This is a genomic window from Mycobacteroides salmoniphilum, from assembly GCF_004924335.1.
Lineage (GTDB): Bacteria > Actinomycetota > Actinomycetes > Mycobacteriales > Mycobacteriaceae > Mycobacterium > Mycobacterium salmoniphilum.
This window is the reverse complement of record NZ_CP024633.1, coordinates 2,138,254-2,161,309: the sequence shown is the minus strand read 5'-3', so window position 1 is coordinate 2,161,309 and position 23,056 is coordinate 2,138,254. Positions and strand designations below refer to the sequence as shown.

Below are 23,056 nucleotides of genomic sequence, written 5' to 3'. Positions count from 1 at the left end.
TCAGGTGCCGACCCTCGGCAGCTGCCGGACCACCAGCACGATCTGCGCGACGTAGAGCACGAACGTCCACAGGTACATGCCCAGCCCCCACAATAGGAATGCCCAACCGCAGGGGCCGATTATCCTGCCCCACAGCGAGTCCCATTCGCCGATCAGGATCAGCGGGAACGCCGACATCAATGCGAAGGTCGCGGCCTTGCCGAGATAGGTAACCGGCAACGCCTCGATTCCGCGGCGGCGCACGATGGGTAGTCCGAGGGTGAGAATGAGGTCGCGGGCCATCAGGGTGAGGACGATCCACCAGGGCACGATGTCCCGGATGGCGAATGCGATCGGGGTGGTCACCATGTACAGCCGGTCTGCGGCCGGGTCCAGGAGCGCGCCCAGGTGTGACGACTGATTCATCAGCCGGGCAATCTTGCCGTCGGCCCAGTCGGTGAAGCCGCTCAGCATCAGAATGGCGACGGCCCAGCCGTCGGCGTGCTTCACCAGCAGCAGGTAAAGGAACAGCGGGATGAACGCCAGCCGAATGACGCTCAGCACATTGGGGACCGTCAGTATCCGGTCGTCTCCGGAGCGCGGTTCCGCAGGAGCTGAAGCTCTTCGCGCAAGCGGCTCGTCGGTTCCCATCCGGCCAGCCTCTCATATTCGCGAAGCGATACCCCGCGTAAACAGGCTCCTTGTCGTCAGCTGAAGACGCCGGGCAGGTTCAGAATCGAGAGGCTGTCGTTCTTGCGTGGATCGTCGTGGATCATGTAGGTCCATGTCGAGGTCGGCCGGGCAAGCTTCGACAGATCCAATCCCTGTTCGTCGTCAACCAGATTCGCGGTCTCGAAGGTCTGCTGTGCGGCCTCCACGGCATCGGCGGCCAGCGACGCGAAGGCATCCACGGCGAGCCGGTGGAACTCATCGATAGGGTTCTGCCGCCCGAGCGCGCGCAGGTGGATGCTCTCTCGTACGTCCGACAGGTACGCCAGGTGATCCGCCCAACCCCGGTCGAGGTGGTACAGCATGATCTGGCGCGAGATGCGCTCCAGCCGCTCTTCGGAAAGTTCCTCCGCCAGCTCGTCATAGCGCTCGGCAGAACGCTCCTTGAGCTCCTTGCGGGCTGTGTCGGTGCGCAGCAGGGTGTCCCGGCGATCGGAGATGATGGCGCGCTGCTGGGCAATCAGTTGGTTGTAACGCCAGGTGTTGGCATGCAGATCGAGCATCGCACCCTCGGCGACTCGCTGCGCGTGGTCGAGTAGACCGCCCGCTTTGGTGCTGACGATCTGTCCGTCGTCATCGGTCTCGGTAGGGAGCTTGGCCGAATCAAGGTATGCCACAACAACCTCGTCCTCCCAGCTGGAAAAGAAGACCGACGAACCCGGGTCGCCCTGGCGTCCGGCACGTCCGCGCAGCTGGTTGTCGAGCCGTTCGGTGCGGTGTCGCCCGGTGCCGACGACGTGCAGCCCACCCACTTCCACGACGGCGTCGTAATCGGTCTCCTCGGAGCCACCCAGTCGGATATCGGTACCGCGGCCGGCCATCTGAGTAGATACCGTGACGGTCTTGAGCGCACCGGCCTCGGCGATGACGCGGGCCTCCTCGGCGTCGTTCTTGGCGTTCAGCACGACGGCAGGAACCCCGGAACGCACCAAACGGTGGTGCAGCGCCTCAGATTCGGCGACATCATGCGTGCCGACGAGCACCGGCTGGCCGGTGGAGTGGATCTCGGCGATATGCGCGACGAGGGCGTCGTTCTTGCTCGCCTCGGTGATGTACACGCGGTCGGGCTGGTCCTCGCGAATGTTCGGGGTGTTGGGCGGGATCGGTGAAACGCCCAGCTTGTAGAACTGCCGAAGCTGTTCGCCTGCGGCGAGTGCCGTACCGGTCATTCCGCACACACGCGGGTACCTGTTGATGAGGGCCTGCACGGTAATGGTGTCGAGAACCTCACCGGTGTCGGTGGTTTCGATGCCTTCCTTGGCTTCGACCGCTGCCTGCAAGCCATCGGGCCAGCGCTGCAGGGCCGCGATGCGGCCCCGCGAGGAGTTGATGAGGTGCACGGCACCATCGCGCACGATGTAGTGCACGTCGCGCTCCAGAAGTACATGTGCGTGCAGTGCGACGTTGACCTCGGTGAGGGTCGTCCCGACGTTCTGCTCGGAATACAGATCGATGTTCCCCAGCCGCTTTTCCAGCCGCCGGGCGCCGGTGTCGGTAAGGAAGATGTTGCGGCGATCGTTGTCGGCCTCGTAGTCCTCTCCGGCGGTCAGTTCGCGTACCGCTTCGATGACCTCAGAGCTCGGGGCTTCCCGATGGCTGGTACCGGCCAGCACCAGGGGCACCAGGGCCTCGTCGACCAGCACCGAGTCGGCCTCGTCGACGACTGCGACGTCGGGGCTCGGTGACACCAGGTCGTCGACGTCGATCGCCAATTGGTCGCGCAGCACGTCGAAGCCGATCTCGTTGACTGACCCGTAGGTGACGTCACAGGCGTAGGCCTTCCGACGTTCGTCGGCGGTGGATTCCTCGGTGATCCATCCGACCGTCAACCCCAGCCGCTCCAGGAGCGATCCCATCCATTCGGCGTCGCGCCGGGCCAGGTAGTCGTTGACCGAGATGACATGCACGCTGCGCCCGCCCAACGCGTACGCGGCGGCGGTGATCGCGCCGGTGAGGGTCTTGCCCTCGCCGGTGGCCATTTCGATGACGTCGCCGTCGAGCATGCGCAATGCGCCCAGCAGCTGAACGTCGAACGGTCGCTCGTCGATGGTGCGTTCGGCGGCCTCACGCACGATCGCGAGGAACTGGCCGATGTCCTTGGACTCGATGCCCTCGGCCAGGTCGAGCTTCTTGGCCGCCTTGGTGAGCTGCTCGTCGGTGAGGTCCTTGGCCTTCTCGTCGTACTTCTTCGAGGCGTCCACGAGGTCCAGCGACTGGCCCTGGTTCTTATCGGTGGCGGCACCGAGGAGCTTCCAGAACTTCCCGGTGAACCGTGAGGGGGTGTTCGACTTACGCACATGCACACGGTACGTCAGGGAGCTCGGAGTGCCGCCGGTGCCGCGAACTCGACGATCACCGAATCGACTACCGCCCGAAATCCGAGCTTGCGGTAGATCGAGTTGGAGGTCGAGTTGGCCAGATCGGTGGTGAGGACGATCTCCTGAGCTCCGGCTTGTCGCGCCCACTCGCAGGCCGCCGCCGTGACGGCGCTGCCGTAGCCGCGGCCCCGATGCGCAGGCGGGGTGTACACCGGACCGATCCGCGATACCCCTTCGATCGGTGCCCGCGCTCCGGCCATGGCAACGGGCACGCCTCCGTGTTCCCCATGCAGGTAGACATCCCCCAGTTGGTAGGAGCCTACGAGCCAGCGCCGCGCCTCAGCGGCTGGAGTCGCCACGCCGAACGTCTCCAGGCTGTACTCAATACTCCACGGCACCATCACCTCGATGGCATCCGCGGTAACCGGTTGCGGCCTGCCGGACACGCGCGGGGTTGAAAATGGTCGAGGCGGTAGAGCCGCTCGTCGGTGGTATCGGATCGCCGCACCCGTCATCGATGCCCTAGATCGGTCAGGGTGATGAGCGCTACCGCGGGATCAGAAGCCGTCCCACGAAGCCGCGCACCGACATGTAGCTCGACGGTGTGCAGCACGGGATCGGCGGAGTACAGCGGCCCGGCCAGGGCCCAGTACTCCGCCAGATCCTCGTGAAGGCGCGCCAGCATCGCCTCAGCCTGATACGCCGGCGCCGGGCTGTCGAGCCGATTACCGTGCTAGTTGCCTGCCAGCAGGCCCTTGGCGATATGGGTGATCTGAACTTCGTTGCTGCCGGCGTAGATCATGAGCGACTTGGCATCGCGCGCCAGCTGTTCGACCCGATACTCCGTCATGTAGCCGTTGCCGCCGAAGAGCTGCACGGCGTCCATCGCGACGTCGGTGGCGGCCTCAGAGCAGTAGAGCTTGATGGCCGAGGCCTCCGCCAGCGATGGTGTCTTGTTCTCGGACAGGCTCTCGATCGCATGGAACAGCATGTTCCGCACGTTGAGCCGGGCCACTTCCATCTTCGCCAGCTTCAGCTGGATGAGCTGGAACTGGGCGATTTCCTTGCCCCACAGGGTGCGTGCCTTGGCGTAGTCCAGCGAGAGCCGTAGACACTCCTCGATGACACCGAGAGCGAGCGCCGCTACACCGATGCGTTCCATCGAAAAGTTGGCCCGGGCGCTGTCACGCCCGTCGCCCTGGTCGTTGGTCTCCGATTCGCCCAGCAGCCGGTCTTTGCCGAGACGGACATTCTGGAAGAACAGCTGCCCGGTGCGTGAGCTGTGGATACCCATCTTGCGCAACGGCTTTGACTGCACAAAGCCTTCCATGCCCTTGTCGAGCACAAAGGTCAGCACCGTACGGTCGCGCTTGTCGACCGACGGGTCCTTCTCATCCAACTTGGCATAGACGACGATGACATCGGCATCGGGCCCATTGGTGATGAAGGTCTTCTGCCCATTGAGGATGTAGTCCTCGCCGTCGCGGGTGACGTACGTCTTCATGCCGCCGAATGCATCAGAGCCCGAATCGGGTTCGGTGATGGCCCACGCACCCACCTTCTCGTAGGTAACCAGCTCGGGCAGCCACCGCTCCATCTGTGCGGCGGTGCCGCGAGAGGCGATGGTCGGCACGGTAAGCCCCATGCTCACACCCATGCCTGTCACTAAACCCATACAGACACGCGAGATTTCACTGGTGAGAACGAATCCCATGCCTGCGGACCCGCCCGCTAGTCCCATGACTCCCCCGCCACCGGACTTCGCGGAGTCTGCTAGCGGTTCCCCGGCGGCCAATGCGGTCTCGCGAGCCTGCTTTTTCTCGATCTGCTTCTGCAGCGCCTCTTTGGCAAGAGCGTCGATGCCAAAGGTGGCGAACATCTTCCGGATGATGGGATACGGCTCCATCTCACCGGACTCCAGGGCATCGACGTGAGGTCTGACCTCCTTGTCGATGAACTGGCGAACGGCGTCACGCACCGCGAGGTCAATCGGTGACCAGTCGAGCATGTGTCCTGCTTTCTTCAGTGAAAGTGATCGACATCAATGGGCCCGGTACATGGGCTCGTTAGCCGAGCTCCTTGGCCAGCAATTCCTTGAGTCGGGCGACGGAGTTTTCGAGTTCCTCCTGCACCGCCTTGTCGATGGCCGTGCCGATTGCTCCGGTGAGCATCTGCCCGGTGAAGGACGAGTCCACGTTCACCCTGGTGTTGTCAGCGTCGATTTCCTCGACACTTGACTTGATGATGGCCTCGACGCCGGCCATACCCGTGCCGCCCAGCTTGAAGGCGCCCTTCTTGGCGGACAGCACCTCGTCGGCAGGGGTGAACTCCTGCACGGTCCACTCGACCGTGTTGGCCATGCCCATCAGAGTGACGATTTCGGAGAATTTGGTGCCGACCTTGATGTCCTCGATCGCGGGGACATCGCCCTTGAAGCCGGTATGGATGGTCATCCACTCGTCGTATTTGTTGAGGTCCGGCAACACCGACCAGAGCTTGTCGATGCTGTACGGAAGATCAATGCTGGAGTGCAGCTCGGACATGGGCGAAAGACTCCTTTGTCAGTGGTCTGGCACGGATGATGCCAACAGTTCCGAACGTAACATACATACCCTCGTGTATGTAAGATGCAATTACCGCAGATCTCGCACGGCGAGCTGACTAAATGCAGGTGTACGACGGTCAAATACCGACACGACTGTGGGTAGCCGAAGGTGAGCCGACAGCTACGAACCAGTAGCCCCACGCACGTTACATACAACTGTGCTCGTATGTATTACAGTGACGCTCATGACCACCCCCGAGGGCGCGGGCAACGATGCGGCGCCCCTCGCTGCCGGAATACCCGAAAACGGGACACAACAGCCCGTCGTCCCGGAACCTACCTCGGAACCACCCACCGCGGCGGTGAATTCGCCGCCGAAGAGCGGGTCGATCGATATCGAGATCACCCGACCTCGGGTCAGACTGCATCCCCCGCCATTTCGCGTGGAGGCCGGGAGGTTTGGCGTCGTTGTCGCCCGGCTCGCCGGATCGGGAGCACGCCTGCTGACCAAACCCCGGCGCGGAAGAACACTTGAAGTACGTGCGGCACATGAGCTGCGCCGCACCTTCGCACTCATGGGGCCCACTTATGTGAAGCTTGGCCAGATCATCGCGTCATCCCCCGGCGTGTTCCCGGAAACGCTGTCCAATGAGTTCCGCACGCTTCTCGACAGGGTTCCGCCCGCGCCACCAGAGTTGATTCGCCAATCGCTGCGCGATCAGTTGGGTGCTGATCCCGCGGCGATATTCGCGACATTCGACGACCATCCCTTTGCCTCTGCGTCTATCGCTCAGGTCCACCACGCAACACTCAAATCCGGTGAGCGGGTGGTGGTGAAGATTCAGCGACCGAAGATCCGCACCAGGTTGGCCGCCGACGTGCGGATCATCGGGCGCCTTGCCCGCCTGATCGTCAAGACCGATCTGGGGCGCGCGAGCAATGCGCCCGAGATCGTTGAGGACTTTGAGCAGAACCTCAACGAGGAACTTGATTTTGCGGCCGAGGGACACGCCATGGAGCAATGGATGGCGAGCCTGGCGGACACCGAGTACGGCGATGCGGTCCGCGTTCCCAAGGTGTTCTGGGAGTACACCACCGAACGTGTGCTGACGATGGAATACGTCGAAGGTATCCGGATCGACAACGTCGGCGAGCTTGCCGCCGCCGGATTCGATGGGGTCGGACTGGTCAAGGCCATCGTCTATTCACTGTTCGAGACCGGATTTCACAAGGGGCTCTTCCACGGGGACCTACACGCGGGCAACCTCTTGGTGGACTCGAGCGGACGAATCGTGTTCCTGGACTTCGGGATCGTCGGGCGTATCGATGAACGCAGCCGCAAGATCTTCACCGAGATCATGGTCGATCTGTTCGTGAAGAACGACCATGCGGCGGTGAGTCGCGGCATCTACAAGCTCGGCGCCATCGGAGATCGGGGTAAGGCTGTCGATCCCACGACAGCCGCCAAGACGATCTCCGATTTCACCAATCCCCTGCAGTCGGCCAAGCTTTCGGCGATCTCGTACGGCCAGCTCGGCAAGCAGCTCGCGGCGATGGCCAAGCAATACGACGTGCGGCTTCCGCGGGAGCTGGTGCTGATCTCCAAGCAACTTCTGTACGTAGAGCGCTACATGAAGCTACTGGCACCCGACTGGGCCCTGCTTTCGGATCCGTCGTTCATCGGATACTTCGGGAACATGGTCATCCAGGCTGAGCAGTCACGCATGGAGGAAGCGGCGGCGCGAGAATCGAAGTAGCTCAGTCGGAAAGACTGAGCTTTCCGGCGTCCATGGTGCGCAACGCGGAGTCAAGCGGTGCACCGACTGTCGGTGACTCGACGATGTTCAGCAGCATCGCCTTGGCGCGTGCCCAACGTTGATCGCGAACTTCCTGCGGCGCCGTCATGCTGTTGACCAAGATTCCGCGAACAGCGTCCATCGCGGTGAGCGTGATGTTGCGAATGACACGCAACTCCTCGTCGGTCTGACTCACCGACTGCCCTAGCGTTGAGAATTGTTGCATAACAATGAATTCAAACTGATCCATCTGCGCGGACAATTCGGGATCGGTGCGTGCGGCGATCCACAGTTCCATGGTGGCAATGAACATCGACCCCTGATGCATCCGCCAGAGCGCGTCCAGGCAGCGGCTGATGAAATCGGTGTCGCTCTCGCGGTCCAGCGCGATGAGCTCGGAGAGAATCTCCTGGCCCTGTTTGAACGCCAAGTGCCGTACCGATTCTCCGAGAAGTTCGGATTTCGACTGGAAATGGTGCACCAGTGCGCCGCGGGTCACGCCGGCACGTTGTGCCACTCGGGTGGTCGTCGTGCCCGCATATCCGTAGTTGACGAGGCAGTCCACCGTGGCATCAAGGAGCCTGCTGCGCATGGCGGCGCTGCGTTCCTCCTGCGTCCTTCGCCCGGAGCGATGATCGCGGGCGGTCGACCGAGCTGGACTTCCAGCGGTGCGTGTCATTCTCCGAGCCCGTCCTTGCTGTCCTTGATCTCTTCCCGGGCCTGCTGATATTCCGATATCAAGGCGCCGAAGTAGGTGAGGATGTCCGGGTCTCCTACCGGTTGCCATTCGGGCGCAAGCAATTTCGTGTATCGCTCGACGTACAGCAGTTGCTTGCCGACCAGGATGAATTCCTTGGGAAGGATGGCGTCGTGCTCGCGCCCCAATGCGGTGAGCTGCCGACCGATCGTGCCGTAGGAGATCTTGCCCAATGAGGCGCCCATGGGGCCGGTCACTTTTCGCAGGGACGCGGCGACCTTCGCGGGGTCGGCGCCGGGGTCGATGGCGCCCAGTTTGATCAGTGTTCGCGCGGCCGCCTCATCATCGGGTTCGATGATGAGTGCGCCAATCAGCTCGCGCAACGTCTTACGGGTCCGCTGATCAAGGCGGCCGACAATTCCGAAGTCCAGGAATACGATTCGACCTTCTGGATCCACCATCAGATTCCCGGCGTGCAGATCGCCATGGAAGGTGCCTGCGGCGAACGCCGAGTCGAAAAGGGTAAGCATCAGGGTCTTAACCACTTCGGGGCCGTCGAATCCCGCCGCGCGGATCTCATCCGCGTTGTCGATCCTGATGCCCTCGACATACTCCATGGTGAGTACCTTGTCGGTACACAGCTCCGGATAGAGCTGAGGTACACGCACTTTCGGAGCGTATTTCGAACCCGCGAGGCCGGCGGTCCAGTCACGCATGGCCTGCGCTTCGAGAGTGAAATCAAGTTCCTCCGCGAGGTTGGCCTCAAAGTCCTGCATCACCTCGTAGATGTTCGACATCCGGCCCATCTCGGTGAGTTCGAGACCACGAGCGATCTGTTTGAGGATCTGCAGATCGGCCGCGAGCCGCGTGCGGATCGCGGGGCGCTGGATCTTGACGACGACCGCGGTGCCGTCCTTGAGTGTTGCCTTGTGTACCTGGGCGATCGACGCCGAAGCGAAAGGAACCTCGTCGAATGAGGCGAACACATCCTCGGGTTGTGCGCCGAGCTCGCCGGCGAGCATGGAACGGATGGTCTGTGGATTCGCCGGTGGCACCTGATCGAGCAGCGACCGGAACTCCGCGGAGAGGTCCTCGGGAAACATTCCCGGAGAGGATGCGATGAGCTGGCCGAACTTGACGTAGGCGGGGCCGAGCTCGGCGAACGACCGTCGCATTTCCTTGGCGACGACTTGACGAAGGTCGCGCTCGGTGGGGCGTTGGCTCAGGATTCGTGATCCGGCCTTGAGGAGCTGACCAGCCGTCGCGGCCAGACGATCGAACTGAATCTCGGCGGAAACCGGATCCAGCTTCCGCGGCCGCCGCGGCTGATCGGATGTATCGCTCACCGCGACTCCCTTCGTCCTCACCTCGTCGTCTCTGTCGGTGAGACATTACCGACAAACCGGTATGTATGTTAATCAAACGCCGGGAGTGTCCAGTGGTGACGAACGGAGAAAGGCCTACCGGTTCAGGACACGTTCGACCTGGGCGATCCGATCATCTGCGAAATCCAGCACGATTTTCGTCGGATAGAGCGCGACCTTGAGTACGCGAATGAGCGGGTTGACGACGTCGATGAGGGTCTCGAGACTCGTCATCGTGTTAGCCAGGGTCGAGGTGGTCTTGGCCAGATCGTTGAGCGTGAGGTTAAGCGAGTCCAGAGAGTCATCCAGCCGCTCCAGGCTGGAGTCCAGGTGGTCGAGCATCGAACCCACTCGGTCGGTGAGGTCGTGTACCTCGACGGCCATCGATTCAATGTGTCCGACGGTGCCGTCGATGTTGAGCGCGACGTTGGCCAGCTTGCGGATCTTGCGGGCCGGTGCGGGCCGATTCCCGTTACTGGTATAGACCTCCGCCATTGGAGTCACCTTTCCGTTGCGCCCAGCGTAAGCGACGGGTTCGCGGCCGCCCACCGGCTACCCCGCTGAGCGATCATTTGATGCAGTTTTGTGACCGGCCTCACATAGCGTGCCGGATCCACTTAACGAGCGGATACCCGCGCTGACGCGTGCGAACCCGCTCGTCGGCCGAAGAACGAGGCTTCGCCGAGCCTGGTTCCACTGCTGTAGCCCTTGCCGTCCTGAGCAATGTTCGACGCGCTGGCGCCCGCCGCGTAAAGGCCTGATATCGCTTCGCCGGTGTCGGTGAGCACACGTCCGTCCACGTCCGTGCGCAGGCCGCCGAGTGTGAACCCCGCATAAATCGCCTTGCCAAGGGTCAGGTCGAACGCGCCCCACGGGCCGGTTCCCTGCGCGGCAAGGTATTTGGGGTGTTTGTGGAAGTCGGGATCCTCTCCCCTGTCGGCATGCTCGTTGTAACGCTGCAACGTCTTCTCCAGGTTTCCTGCCGGGATACCCAGTGCCTCTTCCATTTCCGGGATGGTCTCCCAGCCGTCAATGAATGGCGTCAGCGGCAGCGTCGGTCGATCCATGTGTTCGGAATCGACGATCAGGTATGCAGCACTGTCGGGCTGGTCCATCACGAATCCGGAGGTTCGGGAGTGGTAGGAGTCCTCGGCGACAAACCGTTCACCGTTCTTGTTGACGACGATTCCGGTGAGCAGGCCCGATGGCGGGTAAACCGGAGCGGTGATGAAGATTTGGTTCATGTTGCGGGTGCCGGCACCCGCGGACACCCCGAGCCTGATACCGAGTCCGTCGTCGTAGGTGCTGCCGAGTACGAACGGTTTCTCTGCGAGCTTGGGGGTGTATTCGGCCACCATGGCGGGGTTCATCACGAATCCTCCCGCCGCGATGATCACCGACTTCGCCCGTATCGCACCGGTTTCCGCGAAATGCTTCCAGGTGGCACCCACCACCACACCCGCCTCATCGAGGATGAGCGCGGTGGCCCCGGTCTCGTAGCGAATAGGCACGCCGAGCTCACCGGCACGCTGGGCGAGCAGGTCCACGACCATGCCCGCACCACCGGTGTCCCCGGGCTTGGGGACCTTGTGCCCGCGCGGCGCGGGGACCGCTTCCTCGCGGTAAGGCCACACCAATTCGTTCCCCGTGAACATCAGCCCTTCGGTGTTGGGCTGGATGACGGCCTTCTCAGGGTAGAAGCTACGTTCGAACTGAAAACCCAGTGCCTCAAGCCAATTGAAATGCTCGACGCTCCCGTCACAGTACAACCGGATCTTCTCCGGATCCGGATCCGGCGATACCGCCATGAGGTACTTATACATCTCGTCGGCGTTGTCGGCATGCCCGGTGGCCTCTTGAACGGCCGTACCGCCGCCCAGGTAGAAGTGACCGCCCGCCATCGCGGTGGTTCCGCCTGCGGCGGCGGCACGCTCGAGCGCGAGTACCTGCGCACCGGCCTCGGCGGCCGAGACGGCGGCGCATCCACCACCCATACCAAAGCCGATGACGAGTACATCTACCTCGTCAGACCACTCCGTGATGTCCTGGACCGCCACGGTTTCCGGTATCGCTACAGTCATGCCTGCTCACTCTTGATGTAGTCGTAGAACGCCCGGATTTCGGGCGGGACGAAGGCCAGTTCCATGTACGGCAAGGCGGCCGCGGGCGCCGACAGGTAGGCGAATCGCATGCCACCGGGCATCACGCCGTCTTGCACCACTTCCATGCCGCGCGCTGTGGCGTGATCAAGCGCCGCGTCGAGGTCGGGTGGCTCCAGGCACACGTGGTGTAACCCCGCGGGCTGGTGGTCCAGAAACTCGGTGTAGATGCTCGTCCCACTGATCGGGAGGATCAGCTCGAGCTGCATGTCGTCCAGATAGCTCAGCGCGATGGTCGCGGTGAAATCGGCCGGCGCACCGCGATAGGTGCACGTGTCCGGACCGAAATGCACATCTGGAATGCGCGTCCATTTTTTGACCCCGAATACGGTGCTGAGCATGCCTTCTGTGGCATCGAGATCATCAGTAACCCAAGCAATTTGGGTGACGCGTCCAAATCCAGATACATCCGGCGGCATTGCCGATGTGGTCATGGGCCGATAGTAGCGTCCGCTGTGACGTGGGATACCTCAGCCCGCGGTATAGGCCTGCGTGGTGCGATCTGCCATACCTCGGGCCCGCGCCACGTCCATACCGGAGGCGACGGCCGCCGTGTACCACCGCTCGCTGGATCCGGTCATGAATGCGCGCCCTTCATCGCTGGCGGCCCACGCCGCCCCCTCCTCGGGAGTTATCCGATCATCAGGGGACGCGATGTATCCGGCCAGGCCGAGAATCCCGGAATCCCAACCGACTCCGACGGCGCCGGGGCCGAACTGCAACCAGTGCTCATCGTCGTCGTTGATGTCGGAGATGTGATCCAGGGTGAAGGTGGCCCGGTCGCCGGACTCGGGCGTGATCGTCACCTCGATCCAGCTGGTGACCCCCATGGCTTCCCAGGATACGCTGAACGAACGAGGCGCATCGCAGGCAAGCACCGTTCCAGATGCGTTGCCCTCCAATGAGTAACGACCTCCCAGACACAGGTCCCCGGTGATCGGCAGGAACCATCGCGGGATGCGTTCAGCATTGGTACAGGCATCCCACAGATCCTCGGCATCGGTGTCGTAGGTCTGACTGACGGTCACGACTCGTGCCGCACGCTCCTCGAATGTCGTGGTGCCGACGGTGCGGCGGACGGCGTTGAGCTGGTGTTCGACATCTATCACGAGGCACTCTCCTTGTGCGTATTGGTTGCGCGGCGTTGACGCTTGCCACGGGCAATCTCGGTGGCCAGCGCATCCAGACGTGGAGTCCAGTGACGGCGAAAGGTGTCCAGCCAACGATCCACCTCGCGCAGGGGTGCGGTGTCCACGCTGTAAAGACGGCGGGTTCCCTCGGTACGAACCGTCGCGAACCCGTTGTCGCGCAGCACCTTCAGGTGTTGTGAGACGGCGGGCTGGCTGATCGCGAATTCTGAGCGGATCACCTCGGTAATGGTGCCGGAGGACATCTCCCCCGCGTGAATCAGCTCCAGAATGCGCCGACGCACCGGGTCTCCGAGTATGTCGAAGGCGTGCACATTGCGATATTAAAAGTGCTTACTTATATAAGTCAAGACTGAAATACTAACCCCAGGTCAGCGGGTCCAGTTGCAGGTAGAACTCCAATCGGCCAGGGTCCGCAGGTGTTCCATAGCTGTCCGGGAACCGTGCGTGCGCCGCACCCGCGCGAGTGTCTTCGGGCCAGGTCTCGCGCGAATTGGCGAAGAGCAGCGCGAGATCGGCATGTCGGTCGGCCAGCCCAAGCCTGCCGAGGTCGATGAATCCGGCCACCGAGAAATCTCCCGGAACGATGAGGATGTTCGGCAGGCACAGGTCACCGTGGCACACGACCAGGGCGCCGGGTTCCTGGGCAAGGCGTTCGGGCAGTTGAGCGATGACACGGGCCAGAAGCTCTGCTGCGGAGACCCGGCGGTCCCGCTCGGGCAGGAAGTCCTGGTTGATGGCGCCGCGCTCCACCACGTCGCGCGCCAGCGACATGGTGGTGGCCAGATCCCGCGTGAAGGGGCAGTCGGCCGTCGGTATCGCGTGCAGCCGCCGCACCGCTTCGGCGATGGCCGACCACGCCCTGTCGAGATCGTCTGCGTTGAGCTGGTCGGCGGGTATGCCCTCGACCGCCGAGGTGACCAGCACCGGACCGCGGGGCCCTGCGGCCCATTCAAGGACGGACGGGCCGGGATGTGTTGAGCATTAAGCCATTCGATGCGATCACGCTCGTCCTCGAGCTCGTCGCCTCCCGTTTTTGCGTATCGCGAGCGGTCGGGCGACCGGTAGACCGCAGCCCCGGACTCCCCCGTGGTGACGGGTTCCCAGGCCGAGAGGTCGATCAAACGCCCGTCCAGGCCGAATCAAGTCGGTGTGCGACGTCGATCGTGCGTGCTGCCATGGCCTTCGGGTTGTCCACCTCGTTGGCGACGTACTTGGCGATGAACCGGCTGATGAGCTGGTCGACCCCCGCCAAGATCCGCAGCAGCTCCCCGCGGATGGTGGTCGAGGAGACATCGACCGTGATGTCCGAGGGTCCAGGCGGCGCGACATCGATGATCAGCTGCAACGGCGCGGCGGCGCGGGCGGTGGCCTTGAGGTTGATGTTGCCCGCGACGTTGAACCGGCTCTTGTCGAGTTTCAGGTCGATCAACAGATCAATGGCCAGTGGCACCTGGATGTCGAAGGTGATGATCTCTCCGCCGTTGCGGGTCACGATCGGGTCCAGGATCTGGACCTTCGCGGTGACCTTCGCGATCTTGCCGGGCCCTTGGGCCATGGGGCCGACCTCGAACGGTTCACCGGCGATCGACGCGACCGCCGCTCTTACCCGCGCTTCGCTGACGGCTATCTCGAAGAACGCCCTGCCGAATTCCTCATACGAGAGGTATTGGTGGCCACTCGCCTCGCTATCCATAGTGAGAGATACCGTCTCATGGACCGGGCCGGAAGTGCGAACTGTCGAGCCGTCCGTGTGTCAGAAACCCCGAACGCGCGATGATCGAAGCGATCGTCGCACTAATAGCAAACATGTGATAGATGTTACGCGGCACGTAGGTGGCCAAACAGCGCATATGCGGCTATACGCTGATGCCACGGACGTCGCCGACGTTTCAGCACCTTGTCCTACAGGATGTAGAGCATCTCCTGGTAGGTCGGTAGTGGCCAGAGGTCATCGGCCACTATCCCTTCGAGCGCATCGGCAGCGGCACGCACAGCATCCATCGCGGGCAGCAGGCTCTGGGCGTGCTCTGCCTCCTCCAGCGCGGTGGTCGCGAAATCACTCTCGACTCCCTTTCTCAGGTCGGCGAGCGCGTTGACCAGATCGGAGATCGGAGCCGACACGTCCTCTAGCAAGGTGGTGCTGGGTTCAACCCCGGCGGCCTTCAGTGCGGCGACATTCTGGGCGATCTCGGTCTGGTAGCGCAATGCCGCGGGGAGCACCACCGTCGAACCCAGCTCCAAGGACAGCTTCGCCTCGACGTGAATGGTCAGTGCGTACTGCTCAAGGCCGATCTCGTAACGGCTGTGCATCTCCCTGTCGTTGAAGACCTTGTACTTGTCGAACAGCTCCAGGGCGTCCGGCTTGATCAGCTCGGGCAGCGCGTCCAAGGTGGTCTTCAGGTTCGGCAGGCCGCGAACGGCCGCCTCGGTCTGCCACTCCTCGGAGTAGCCGTCGCCGTTGAACACCACCGCACCATGTTCGGTGATGATGTCGGTGAGGAGCTGCTGAACGGCCTTGTCGAAGTCGGTGCCGTCGGCGACCTCCTTCTCCAATACGGTGGCAACGTAGTCCAGCGATTCGGCCATGATCGTGTTGATCGTGACCATCGGTGCGGCAACTGTCTGCATCGAGCCGGGAGCGCGGAACTCGAAGCGGTTACCGGTGAAGGCAAATGGGCTGGTGCGGTTGCGGTCGCCCGGATCGGTAGGCAGGACCGGCAGCGTGTCGACGCCGATAATCATGCTGCCCTTGCCCTTTGATGACGTCGCCGCCCCCTTGGCGATCTGCTCGAACACATCGGCTAGCTGATCGCCGAGGAAGATCGAGATAATGGCCGGTGGGGCCTCGTTCGCGCCGAGACGGTGGTCGTTGGTCGCCGACGCCACTGAAACCCGAAGCAGCCCACCGAATTTATGCACGGCGCGGATCACCGCAGCACAGAAAACCAGGAACTGTGCGTTCTCGTGCGGCGTGTCGCCCGGCACCAACAGGCTGCCGAATTGCGAGTTTCCCAGCGAGAAGTTGACGTGCTTGCCCGAACCATTGACTCCGGCGAAGGGCTTCTCGTGGAACAGGCACTCCATGCCGTGCTTCTTGGCGATCGTCTTGAACGTCGTCATGAGCAGCTGCTGGTGGTCCGAGGCGATGTTGGCGCGCTCGAACATCGGGGCGATCTCGAACTGGCCGGGCGCGACCTCGTTATGCCGGGTCTTGGCCGGGATGCCGAGTTTGAACAGTTCACGCTCGGTGTCCATCATGAAACCGAGAACACGCTCGGGCACCGCACCGAAGTAGTGGTCGTCGAACTCCTGGCCCTTCGGCGGCTTGGCACCGAATAGTGTGCGACCAGCGTTGATCAGGTCGGGGCGGGCCAGGAAGAAGTGACGGTCCACGAGGAAGTACTCCTGCTCCGGACCGCAGAACGACACGATGTGATCGAAGTTGCTGTGACCGAACAGTTTCAGTATGCGTTCGGCGTGCTCGCCCATAGCCTGCTGGCTACGCAGCAGCGGGGTCTTGTGATCCAGGGCCTCACCGGTCATCGACACGAACACAGTCGGAATGCACAGCGTGTTGCCGTTGGGGTTTTCGAGGATGTAGGCGGGGCTGGTGACATCCCAGCCGGTGTAACCCCGGGCCTCGAAGGTGTTACGCAGGCCGCCGCTGGGGAAGCTGGAGGCGTCCGGCTCGCCCTGGATGAGGGTCTTGCCTGCGAATTCGGCCAGGGTCGCGCCGTCGCTGACCGGTTCGAGGAAGCTGTCGTGCTTCTCGGCGGTCAGGCCGGTCAACGGGTAGAAGACGTGCGCGTAGTGCGTCGCGCCCTTCTCAAGTGCCCAGTCCTTCATCGCCGAAGCGACCGCATCGGCCACGGCCGGGTCCAGCTTGGCGCCCTTCTCAATCGTGGCAGTCACAGACTTGTAGACCGACTTGGGAAGGCGCTGTTGCATGACAGCCTTGCTAAAGACGTTCGCGCCGAATACTTCACCCGGTTCTTCACCGACCACGAAGCTAATCGCCGGCGGCACATAGGCCTCGACGTTATTGATCGCCTGCAGCCGGACAGCATTTCCGCTCAATTGACTTCCTATCGCTGTGACGTGCCCGCAGCCGATTCGCGGGCGACCAACGTGGCTACGTTAGGGACAACCGATAACCGGCATGTTTCCCGCACATCAACAGCAGAATGCCGGGCGCGGGAACTCCCCCGGCGTGCTGTGCCAATTTCGGCTCGTGCTGAGTACTTCATGGAGATGCAACATGTAGGAGCTGTGATCGACACATCTGCTGCGCATTGTTCTCGCCGCGGCTCTTAGGCCGCGCACCTTTCAGAGCCGCCAAGGAGGAATGCGCTAGTGGATGGTTTCCCAACAATGGGTGTCCCGAATACTGGGGATACCGCGTGGATGCTGGCCAGCGCCGCGCTGGTGTTATTGATGACACCTGGTCTGGCCTTCTTCTATGGCGGCATGGTCCGCGCGAAGAACGTGCTCAACATGATCATGATGAGCATCAGTGCGATGGGCCTGGTGACGGTGCTCTGGGTGCTTTACGGATACTCGTTGGCGTTCGGAAACGATGTGTCGGGTCTGTTCGGTAACCCGGCACAGTTTTTTGGGCTCAAGGGTTTGATCGGCGGTAATGGGGCCGATGCGGTGGCCGCGGACCCGGCCAATGCCGTTGATGCGGTCGCTGCGGTCAACATCCCTTTGGTGGGCACTATCCCGGCCACGGTGTTCGTGGCGTTCCAGTTGATGTTCGCGATCATCACCGTGGCGCTGATCTCCGGTGCGGTGGCGGATCGGTTGAAGTTCGGGTCCTGGCTGTTGTTCTCGGGTCTGTGGGTCACCGTCGTGTACTTCCCGGTGGCGCATTGGGTTTTCGCGTTCGATGGCGCGGCCGCTGAGAAGGGCGGCTGGATCGCTAACCAGCTCAAGGCAATCGACTTCGCCGGTGGTACCGCGGTGCATATCAATGCCGGTACCGCGGGTTTGGTGCTGGCGCTGCTGTTGGGTAAACGCAAGGGCTGGCCCGGTACCCCGATGCGGCCACATAATCTGCCGTTCGTGATGCTTGGTGCCGGTCTGCTGTGGTTCGGCTGGTACGGGTTCAACGCCGGGTCGGCAACGAGCTCCAATGGTTTGGCCGGATCAACCTTCGTGACGACCACCGTGGCTACCGCCGCGGCGATGCTGGGCTGGCTGCTCACCGAACGCATCCGTGACGGGCACGCCACCTCGCTGGGTGCGGCCTCGGGAATCGTGGCCGGCCTGGTGGCCATCACCCCGTCGTGTTCATCGGTGAATGTCGTTGGTGCTCTTGCCATTGGCGTCATCGCCGGCATTTTGTGCGCACTGGCAGTGGGCCTGAAGTACAAGCTCGGATTCGACGACTCACTCGATGTGGTCGGTGTGCACCTGGTCGGCGGTATCGTCGGTACCTTGCTCATCGGTTTGTTCGCAGCACCCCAAACCGGTGCGGCCGTAGCCGGTCTGTTCTACGGCGGCGGACTAGAACAGCTGTGGCGCCAAGCCGTTGGCGCCGGGGCGGTTCTGCTCTATTCGGCGATAGGCACGACTATCGTTGCTCTCATCGTGAAGTACACCATTGGCCTGCGCATCAGCGACGAGGGAGAAGCGGCAGGCGCCGACGAATCCCAACACGCTGAAGGCGCATACGATTTCGTCGCACTCGGCGTCGGATCAGTCATCGGAAATTCTGGAGTCTCCCACACAGAGGGACGCCCCCTCATCTCCAACAGAGAGGGATAAGGGACATGAAACTCGTCACCGCGATCGTCAAACCGTTCACGCTCGAGGACATCAAGACCCAACTCGAACAAACTGGCAACCCCAGCATGACGGTCAGCGAGGTGCAGGGCTACGGCCGGCAGAAGGGCCACACCGAGGTGTACCGCGGCGCCGAATACCAGGTCGACTTCGTACCGAAGGTCAAGATCGAGGTCCTTGTCGACGAGGACGCCGTCGACAAGGTCGTTGAGGTCATCGTGACCGCCGCACGCACCGGCAAGATCGGCGACGGCAAGGTATGGGTCAGCCCGGTCGACTCGGTGGTGCGAGTACGCACCGGCGAACAGGGCGCCGATGCCCTCTAACGCTTCATATAGCGGCGACGGATGATATTTGCGCTCAATTGGTTTCGTACCCCTGCTGCGCGGTGCTAGCGCCGCTCCTATCACGAATAGTCGTGCGATCTAGCGTGTGAAGGCGGCTGCTACGAGCTAATGTCACCAAGCGTGGAGAGACATACCATCGTCTATGGCAAAGACGCGTTGGCGATCCGGATCGCGGAAGAGCTCTGGACTGCCGGTGTCACCGTCGCCGCATTGGACAATGTCGACGGGTTGAGCAAGGTGGGCATCGCGGGCGCCGCAGCAATTGTGTGCGCAGGGTCCGATGATGCCCAGAACCTCGAAATTGCCCTCTTGGCGAGACAACTCAACCCGACAGTGCGTGTGGTTACCCGCATGGTCAATGATGTGCTTCGCGAGGCCGTCGCGGTGGACGGTGGACCGGGCGCGGTGCTCGGTGTCGCCGACCTCGCTGCTCCGTCGGTAGTCGAGGCGTGCCTGCGCCGTACCACCCACACCATCGCGGCGGCCGGCACTGACTTCATTATTTCCGGTACCGATGCACCGCGCGACGGCACCTTACGCGATTTGTACGGTGACCTGGCTCCGGTTGCCGTTGTGCACGGGCACAGCTCGCCCACTCCCGGCCAGGTGGTGGCGTGCCCTGGACGGGACTTGCAGGTGCGCCGCGGCGACTGGACAGCCATGATAGGAACCGTCGACGAGCTTGCCGCCCAGGGAATTACGCCGACGTCAGGCACGGCACCTTCCCGGGGGCGACGCTCTCGGGTGTCGCGATTACTGCTCGGCGCACGGGCCTTCCGGGAGGATATGAACCCGATCTTTTTCCGCGCATTGGGGATCGCGATGGCGTTGCTGGCCGGGGCTACGGTGCTGCTGCGGTACACATATCAGCGGCCCGGAATGAGTTACGTTGATGCTCTTTATTTTTCGACTGAAACCATCGCGACTGTGGGCTATGGGGACTTCAGCTTCGCTAACCAGCCGACCTGGCTGCGATTGTTCAGCATCTTCCTGATGTTCGCGGGGATCGCGACGACAGCAGTGGTCATGGCGTTCGTGGTGGACCTGCTGCTATCGCAGCGCATCGCCCAGAATTCCGGACGGCGCAGGGTTCGGAACCTCACCAACCATGTGATCGTGGTCGGCCTCGGGTCATTCGGTATCCGGGTGGCCCAGGACCTGAAGGCTGCCGGGCACGATGTCGCCGTGATCGAACAGTCCGAGAACAACCGGTATCTGGCGACTGTCGCCAATCTGAGGATCCCCGTCATATTCGGCGACGCGACCCTGCCGCAGACATGGGATGCGGCGCAGATCGACGAGGCGCAGGCGGTCGCGGTCCTCACCCACGACGATATGGTCAATATTGAGACGGGCATCGTGTTGCGGAACCGGTTGGGCGCCAGATGGTCCGATGTCCCGGTGGTAATGCGGATCTTCGACCGCAACCTCAGCGCTGCGGTGGCTCAGCGCTTCGGGTTCGGCAACGTCCGCTCGACCGTCGACCTCGCGGCGCCGTGGTTCATCGGTGCTGCCATGGGACTACACGTGTTGAGCACCTTCTCGGTCGGTCAGCAATCCTTCACCGTCGGCGGGGTGCTCGTGGAAGACCGTAGTCAGCTGGACGGTATGCGGATGGCCGATTTATCTACACAGACAAGGGTTATCGCGATCAGCCGGAGGGGTGTACCGATCCGGCTGCATCCCCGTCGAGACACGCGGCTAGCCGCCGGGGACACCGCTTACGTCGTCGGACCGTACCGAGAGCTGCTGGAGACACTCCGCATGGGGCGTGCCGCCAATCTGGTGTGACGATCCCGCCGCGTTTCGACTGGCGGTATGTGGCGCCCAGCATGCCCCGCCCTAATCCGTGAACTGTACAAACAATCTGTCGGGCTGACAGGATTGAAACCCCGTCCCGGCGAATCAACACGCCGATGCCATTCAGGCTTGGCAACTCGCCGCGTCGGTGAAAGCCAAAGCCGCCGACTTGGTCAGTCGAGCCAACGTGAGCCGCTCACGAGAGGACGTAGTCGGGTGCGAGGGAGATGTGGATCATGAGCCAACTGAACGGGCTCAGGGCGAATCAAGCTCGCGAGGTGATAGAGGCGCTGGCCGGTCCCGGTGCGACCCTGCGAGACGATCAAGAGACCGCCGTGGCCGCGCTACTGGAGCCCGCGGCTCGGGTGCTGGTGGTCCAAGCCACGGGATGGGGTAAATCCGCGGTGTACTGGGTCGCGACAGCGATCCGACGCTCCGAGGGCGCCGGTCCGGCACTGATTGTCTCGCCACTGCTGTCCCTGATGCGCGATCAAGTCGCTGCTGCCGCTCGGGCAGGGCTGCGTGCCGCCACTCTCAACTCGTCGAACTTCGACGACTGGAGTTCCATCGAGGCGCGGCTCGTGGCTGGCGATATCGACGTGCTGCTGGTGTCACCTGAGCGGCTGGCTAACCCGTCGTTTGGCCGTCGGGTGCTTTCTGCACTCGAAGGCGCTATGGGGCTGCTGGTCATCGACGAGGCGCACGCGGTATCGGACTGGGGACACGATTTTCGTCCCGACTACCGCCGGGTGTCCGACGTGCTCACCCGGTTGAACCCGCAGACGCCGGTACTGGCCACCACTGCCACCGCGAACGCGCGGGTCACCGAGGACGTGGCCACCCAGCTGGGAGACGCCACTCTCGTTCTCCGGGGACCGCTAGCCCGTCGCTCATTGCAGCTCAACGTGTTGCCACCGATGTCGCCGCTGGCACGCTATGCCTGGGTCGCTCAGCATGTGGACGAGTTACCAGGGTCGGGCATCGTCTACGTACTCACTGTCGCCGATGCGCAACGGCTAGTGAACGCCATCCACGCGGTACACCCACAGGCGAAAGTCGCTGCGTACACCGGTCAACTCGATGCGGACACACGAGCCCGGCTCGAGGACGCGCTACGTGAGAACCGGATCAAAGCGCTGATCGCCACGTCTGCCCTGGGGATGGGCTTCGACAAGCCCGACCTCGGGTTCGTCGTCCACATCGGCTCGCCGCCGTCACCAGTCGGTTACTACCAACAGGTGGGGCGCGCCGGCCGCGCCATCGACCACGCGGCAGTCGTACTGCTTCCATCAGCATCCGACGCCGGTATATGGGACTACTTCACCACCGCCTCGATTCCAGACCCCAAACAGATGGACACGGTGCTCACCGCTCTCGCCGGCGAGACGCGCGAGGGTGCGGAATCGGTATCGGTAAACGCACTCGAGGCCAAGACGGGTATTCGGCGCACACGAATCGAGCTCATGGTCAAGCAGCTCGCCGTCGACGGCGCAGTGGAGCGGGTCGACGGCGGCTGGCGATCTACCGGTAGCCCTTGGCGTTTCGACGCAGAGCACTACGAAGGCATCATTGCCACTCGCCGCCGCGAGGCCGACATCATGAAGGCCTACACACGGGGAGAACGCTGCCTCATGCAGCTGCTCACCGAATCGCTCGATGATCCCCAGGCCGCATCGTGCGGACGCTGCTCGGTGTGCCTCGGGCAAACACCCGATGGGCTTGGACTGCCTGCGGCCGCCGACCTGATGCGGACGGTCGCCGCCACCCTGCGCGCCGATTCCACGGTGCTTGAACCCCGAAAGATGTGGCCCGGCGGAGAGTTCGGTACCCGCGGCAAGATCCCAGCGGACCTGCTCGCCGAGCCGGGCCGCGTGCTGGTCCATGCCGACGCTCCGGAGTGGAGCGGGGTAATCGTCGCTGCGGTTGCAGGCGAGCCCGAGGCAATCGAGGCTCTGGCCCAGGCCGCGGTTTCCACTCTCGCCCGATGGCGCGACGAATGGGTCGCCCGCCCCGAGATCGCGGTGTCGCTGCAGCTGACCGGCACGCCCAGTCCGGTGCGGCCGGTGACCGACCGAATTGCCACGGTCGGTCGCCTGCGACACGCAGTGATGCCGGTGGTCGCGGGTACGGTTCCTGGCCGTGATTCATCCGGCGGGGAGGAGGCCGCCTACTGGCGTGACGCGATCGGCATGGACAACTCGCTCCGGGAAGTGATCGCCGGCCGGCGTGTGCTGCTGGTGACAGACTCGACCTCTACCCGGTGGCCCGTCACCGTTGCCGCCGCTCATCTGCGGAAGGCCGGAGCCCGAGCGGTGCTGCCGCTGCTCATCCACCACCCGGCCTGACCCTGACTGAACTGGCATTGATTCAGAAGCTAAAAATCC

20 protein-coding genes and 1 pseudogene are annotated in these 23,056 nt (G+C 62.9%); 5 read left to right on the top strand and 16 right to left on the bottom strand.

Features of this window, described 5'->3' with window-relative positions; all coding sequences use genetic code 11:
• The 6 genes from DSM43276_RS10615 to DSM43276_RS10595 all read right to left on the bottom strand — a co-directional run bounded on the left by DSM43276_RS10615 (position 1) and on the right by DSM43276_RS10595 (position 5,569).
• Positions 1-630, bottom strand: coding sequence for a CDP-alcohol phosphatidyltransferase family protein (locus DSM43276_RS10615; protein ID WP_078331106.1), 630 nt, complete (start codon positions 628-630; stop codon positions 1-3).
• Positions 631-686: 56 nt separating this feature from the next.
• Positions 687-3,011, bottom strand: coding sequence for an accessory Sec system translocase SecA2 (gene secA2 / locus DSM43276_RS10610; protein ID WP_078331105.1), 2,325 nt, complete (start codon positions 3,009-3,011; stop codon positions 687-689).
• Positions 3,012-3,019: 8 nt separating this feature from the next.
• Positions 3,020-3,472, bottom strand: coding sequence for a GNAT family N-acetyltransferase (locus tag DSM43276_RS10605; RefSeq protein ID WP_234803107.1), 453 nt, complete (start codon positions 3,470-3,472; stop codon positions 3,020-3,022).
• Positions 3,473-3,537: 65 nt separating this feature from the next.
• Positions 3,538-3,711, bottom strand: a complete 174-nt coding sequence (locus tag DSM43276_RS23815; protein ID WP_234803106.1) for a hypothetical protein — start codon at positions 3,709-3,711, stop codon at positions 3,538-3,540.
• A gap of 48 nt (positions 3,712-3,759) precedes the next feature.
• A complete protein-coding gene (locus DSM43276_RS10600; RefSeq protein ID WP_078331104.1) occupies positions 3,760-5,034 on the bottom strand; it encodes an acyl-CoA dehydrogenase family protein in 1,275 nt (424 codons plus the stop codon).
• Between the two features lie 58 nt (positions 5,035-5,092).
• A complete protein-coding gene (locus DSM43276_RS10595) occupies positions 5,093-5,569 on the bottom strand; it encodes a type II toxin-antitoxin system Rv0910 family toxin (RefSeq protein WP_030097979.1) in 477 nt (158 codons plus the stop codon).
• Positions 5,570-5,816: 247 nt separating this feature from the next.
• Here DSM43276_RS10595 and DSM43276_RS10590 point away from each other — a divergent pair, with 247 nt between their 5' ends.
• Complete coding sequence (locus tag DSM43276_RS10590; protein ID WP_078331103.1) at positions 5,817-7,328, top strand: ABC1 kinase family protein; 1,512 nt, start codon at positions 5,817-5,819, stop codon at positions 7,326-7,328.
• Position 7,329: 1 nt separating this feature from the next.
• Here the strand turns inward: DSM43276_RS10590 and DSM43276_RS10585 are convergent, their stop codons facing one another.
• The 10 genes and pseudogenes from DSM43276_RS10585 to DSM43276_RS10540 all read right to left on the bottom strand — a co-directional run bounded on the left by DSM43276_RS10585 (position 7,330) and on the right by DSM43276_RS10540 (position 16,815).
• Complete coding sequence (locus DSM43276_RS10585) at positions 7,330-7,959, bottom strand: TetR/AcrR family transcriptional regulator (protein ID WP_078331102.1); 630 nt, start codon at positions 7,957-7,959, stop codon at positions 7,330-7,332.
• An 83-nt stretch (positions 7,960-8,042) separates the two neighbouring features.
• Positions 8,043-9,410, bottom strand: a complete 1,368-nt coding sequence (locus DSM43276_RS10580; protein WP_078331101.1) for an ABC1 kinase family protein — start codon at positions 9,408-9,410, stop codon at positions 8,043-8,045.
• Positions 9,411-9,524: 114 nt separating this feature from the next.
• Positions 9,525-9,923 (bottom strand): hypothetical protein, encoded by a 399-nt coding sequence (locus tag DSM43276_RS10575; protein WP_078304813.1) that lies wholly within the window; start codon positions 9,921-9,923, stop codon positions 9,525-9,527.
• A 122-nt stretch (positions 9,924-10,045) separates the two neighbouring features.
• Complete coding sequence (locus DSM43276_RS10570) at positions 10,046-11,509, bottom strand: FAD-binding protein (RefSeq protein WP_078331100.1); 1,464 nt, start codon at positions 11,507-11,509, stop codon at positions 10,046-10,048.
• Entirely contained in the window at positions 11,506-12,021 is a 516-nt protein-coding gene (locus tag DSM43276_RS10565; RefSeq protein ID WP_078331099.1) for a VOC family protein, read from the bottom strand. Before DSM43276_RS10565 ends, DSM43276_RS10570 begins: the two co-directional genes overlap by 4 nt.
• A 36-nt stretch (positions 12,022-12,057) precedes the next feature.
• Positions 12,058-12,696, bottom strand: coding sequence for an SRPBCC family protein (locus DSM43276_RS10560; protein WP_078331098.1), 639 nt, complete (start codon positions 12,694-12,696; stop codon positions 12,058-12,060).
• Positions 12,693-13,049: an ArsR/SmtB family transcription factor gene (locus DSM43276_RS10555; RefSeq protein WP_078331097.1), complete on the bottom strand. Its 357-nt coding sequence runs from the start codon at positions 13,047-13,049 to the stop codon at positions 12,693-12,695. The genes DSM43276_RS10560 and DSM43276_RS10555 overlap by 4 nt, the downstream gene beginning before the upstream one ends.
• A 46-nt stretch (positions 13,050-13,095) precedes the next feature.
• A pseudogene (locus DSM43276_RS10550) lies at positions 13,096-13,871 on the bottom strand (phosphotransferase).
• The gene (locus DSM43276_RS10545) at positions 13,856-14,431 is read right to left on the bottom strand and encodes a hypothetical protein (protein WP_078331096.1); all 576 of its coding nucleotides are present in this window, start codon (positions 14,429-14,431) and stop codon (positions 13,856-13,858) included. The pseudogene DSM43276_RS10550 and the gene DSM43276_RS10545 overlap by 16 nt, the downstream one beginning before the upstream one ends.
• Positions 14,432-14,640: 209 nt before the next feature.
• On the bottom strand, positions 14,641-16,815 hold the full coding sequence (locus DSM43276_RS10540; protein ID WP_078331095.1) for a glutamine synthetase III family protein: 2,175 nt from the start codon (positions 16,813-16,815) through the stop codon (positions 14,641-14,643).
• A gap of 294 nt (positions 16,816-17,109) precedes the next feature.
• Here DSM43276_RS10540 and DSM43276_RS10535 point away from each other — a divergent pair, with 294 nt between their 5' ends.
• From DSM43276_RS10535 to DSM43276_RS10520, 4 genes are all read left to right on the top strand, one after another.
• A complete protein-coding gene (locus DSM43276_RS10535; RefSeq protein WP_136629034.1) occupies positions 17,110-18,507 on the top strand; it encodes an ammonium transporter in 1,398 nt (465 codons plus the stop codon).
• 5 nt (positions 18,508-18,512) lie between these two features.
• Positions 18,513-18,851: a P-II family nitrogen regulator gene (locus DSM43276_RS10530; RefSeq protein WP_136629032.1), complete on the top strand. Its 339-nt coding sequence runs from the start codon at positions 18,513-18,515 to the stop codon at positions 18,849-18,851.
• Positions 18,852-18,980: 129 nt separating this feature from the next.
• A complete protein-coding gene (locus DSM43276_RS10525; RefSeq protein WP_078330702.1) occupies positions 18,981-20,663 on the top strand; it encodes an NAD-binding protein in 1,683 nt (560 codons plus the stop codon).
• Positions 20,664-20,908: 245 nt separating this feature from the next.
• The gene (locus DSM43276_RS10520) at positions 20,909-23,017 is read left to right on the top strand and encodes a RecQ family ATP-dependent DNA helicase (protein WP_078330706.1); all 2,109 of its coding nucleotides are present in this window, start codon (positions 20,909-20,911) and stop codon (positions 23,015-23,017) included.
• Positions 23,018-23,056 lie beyond the last annotated feature (39 nt).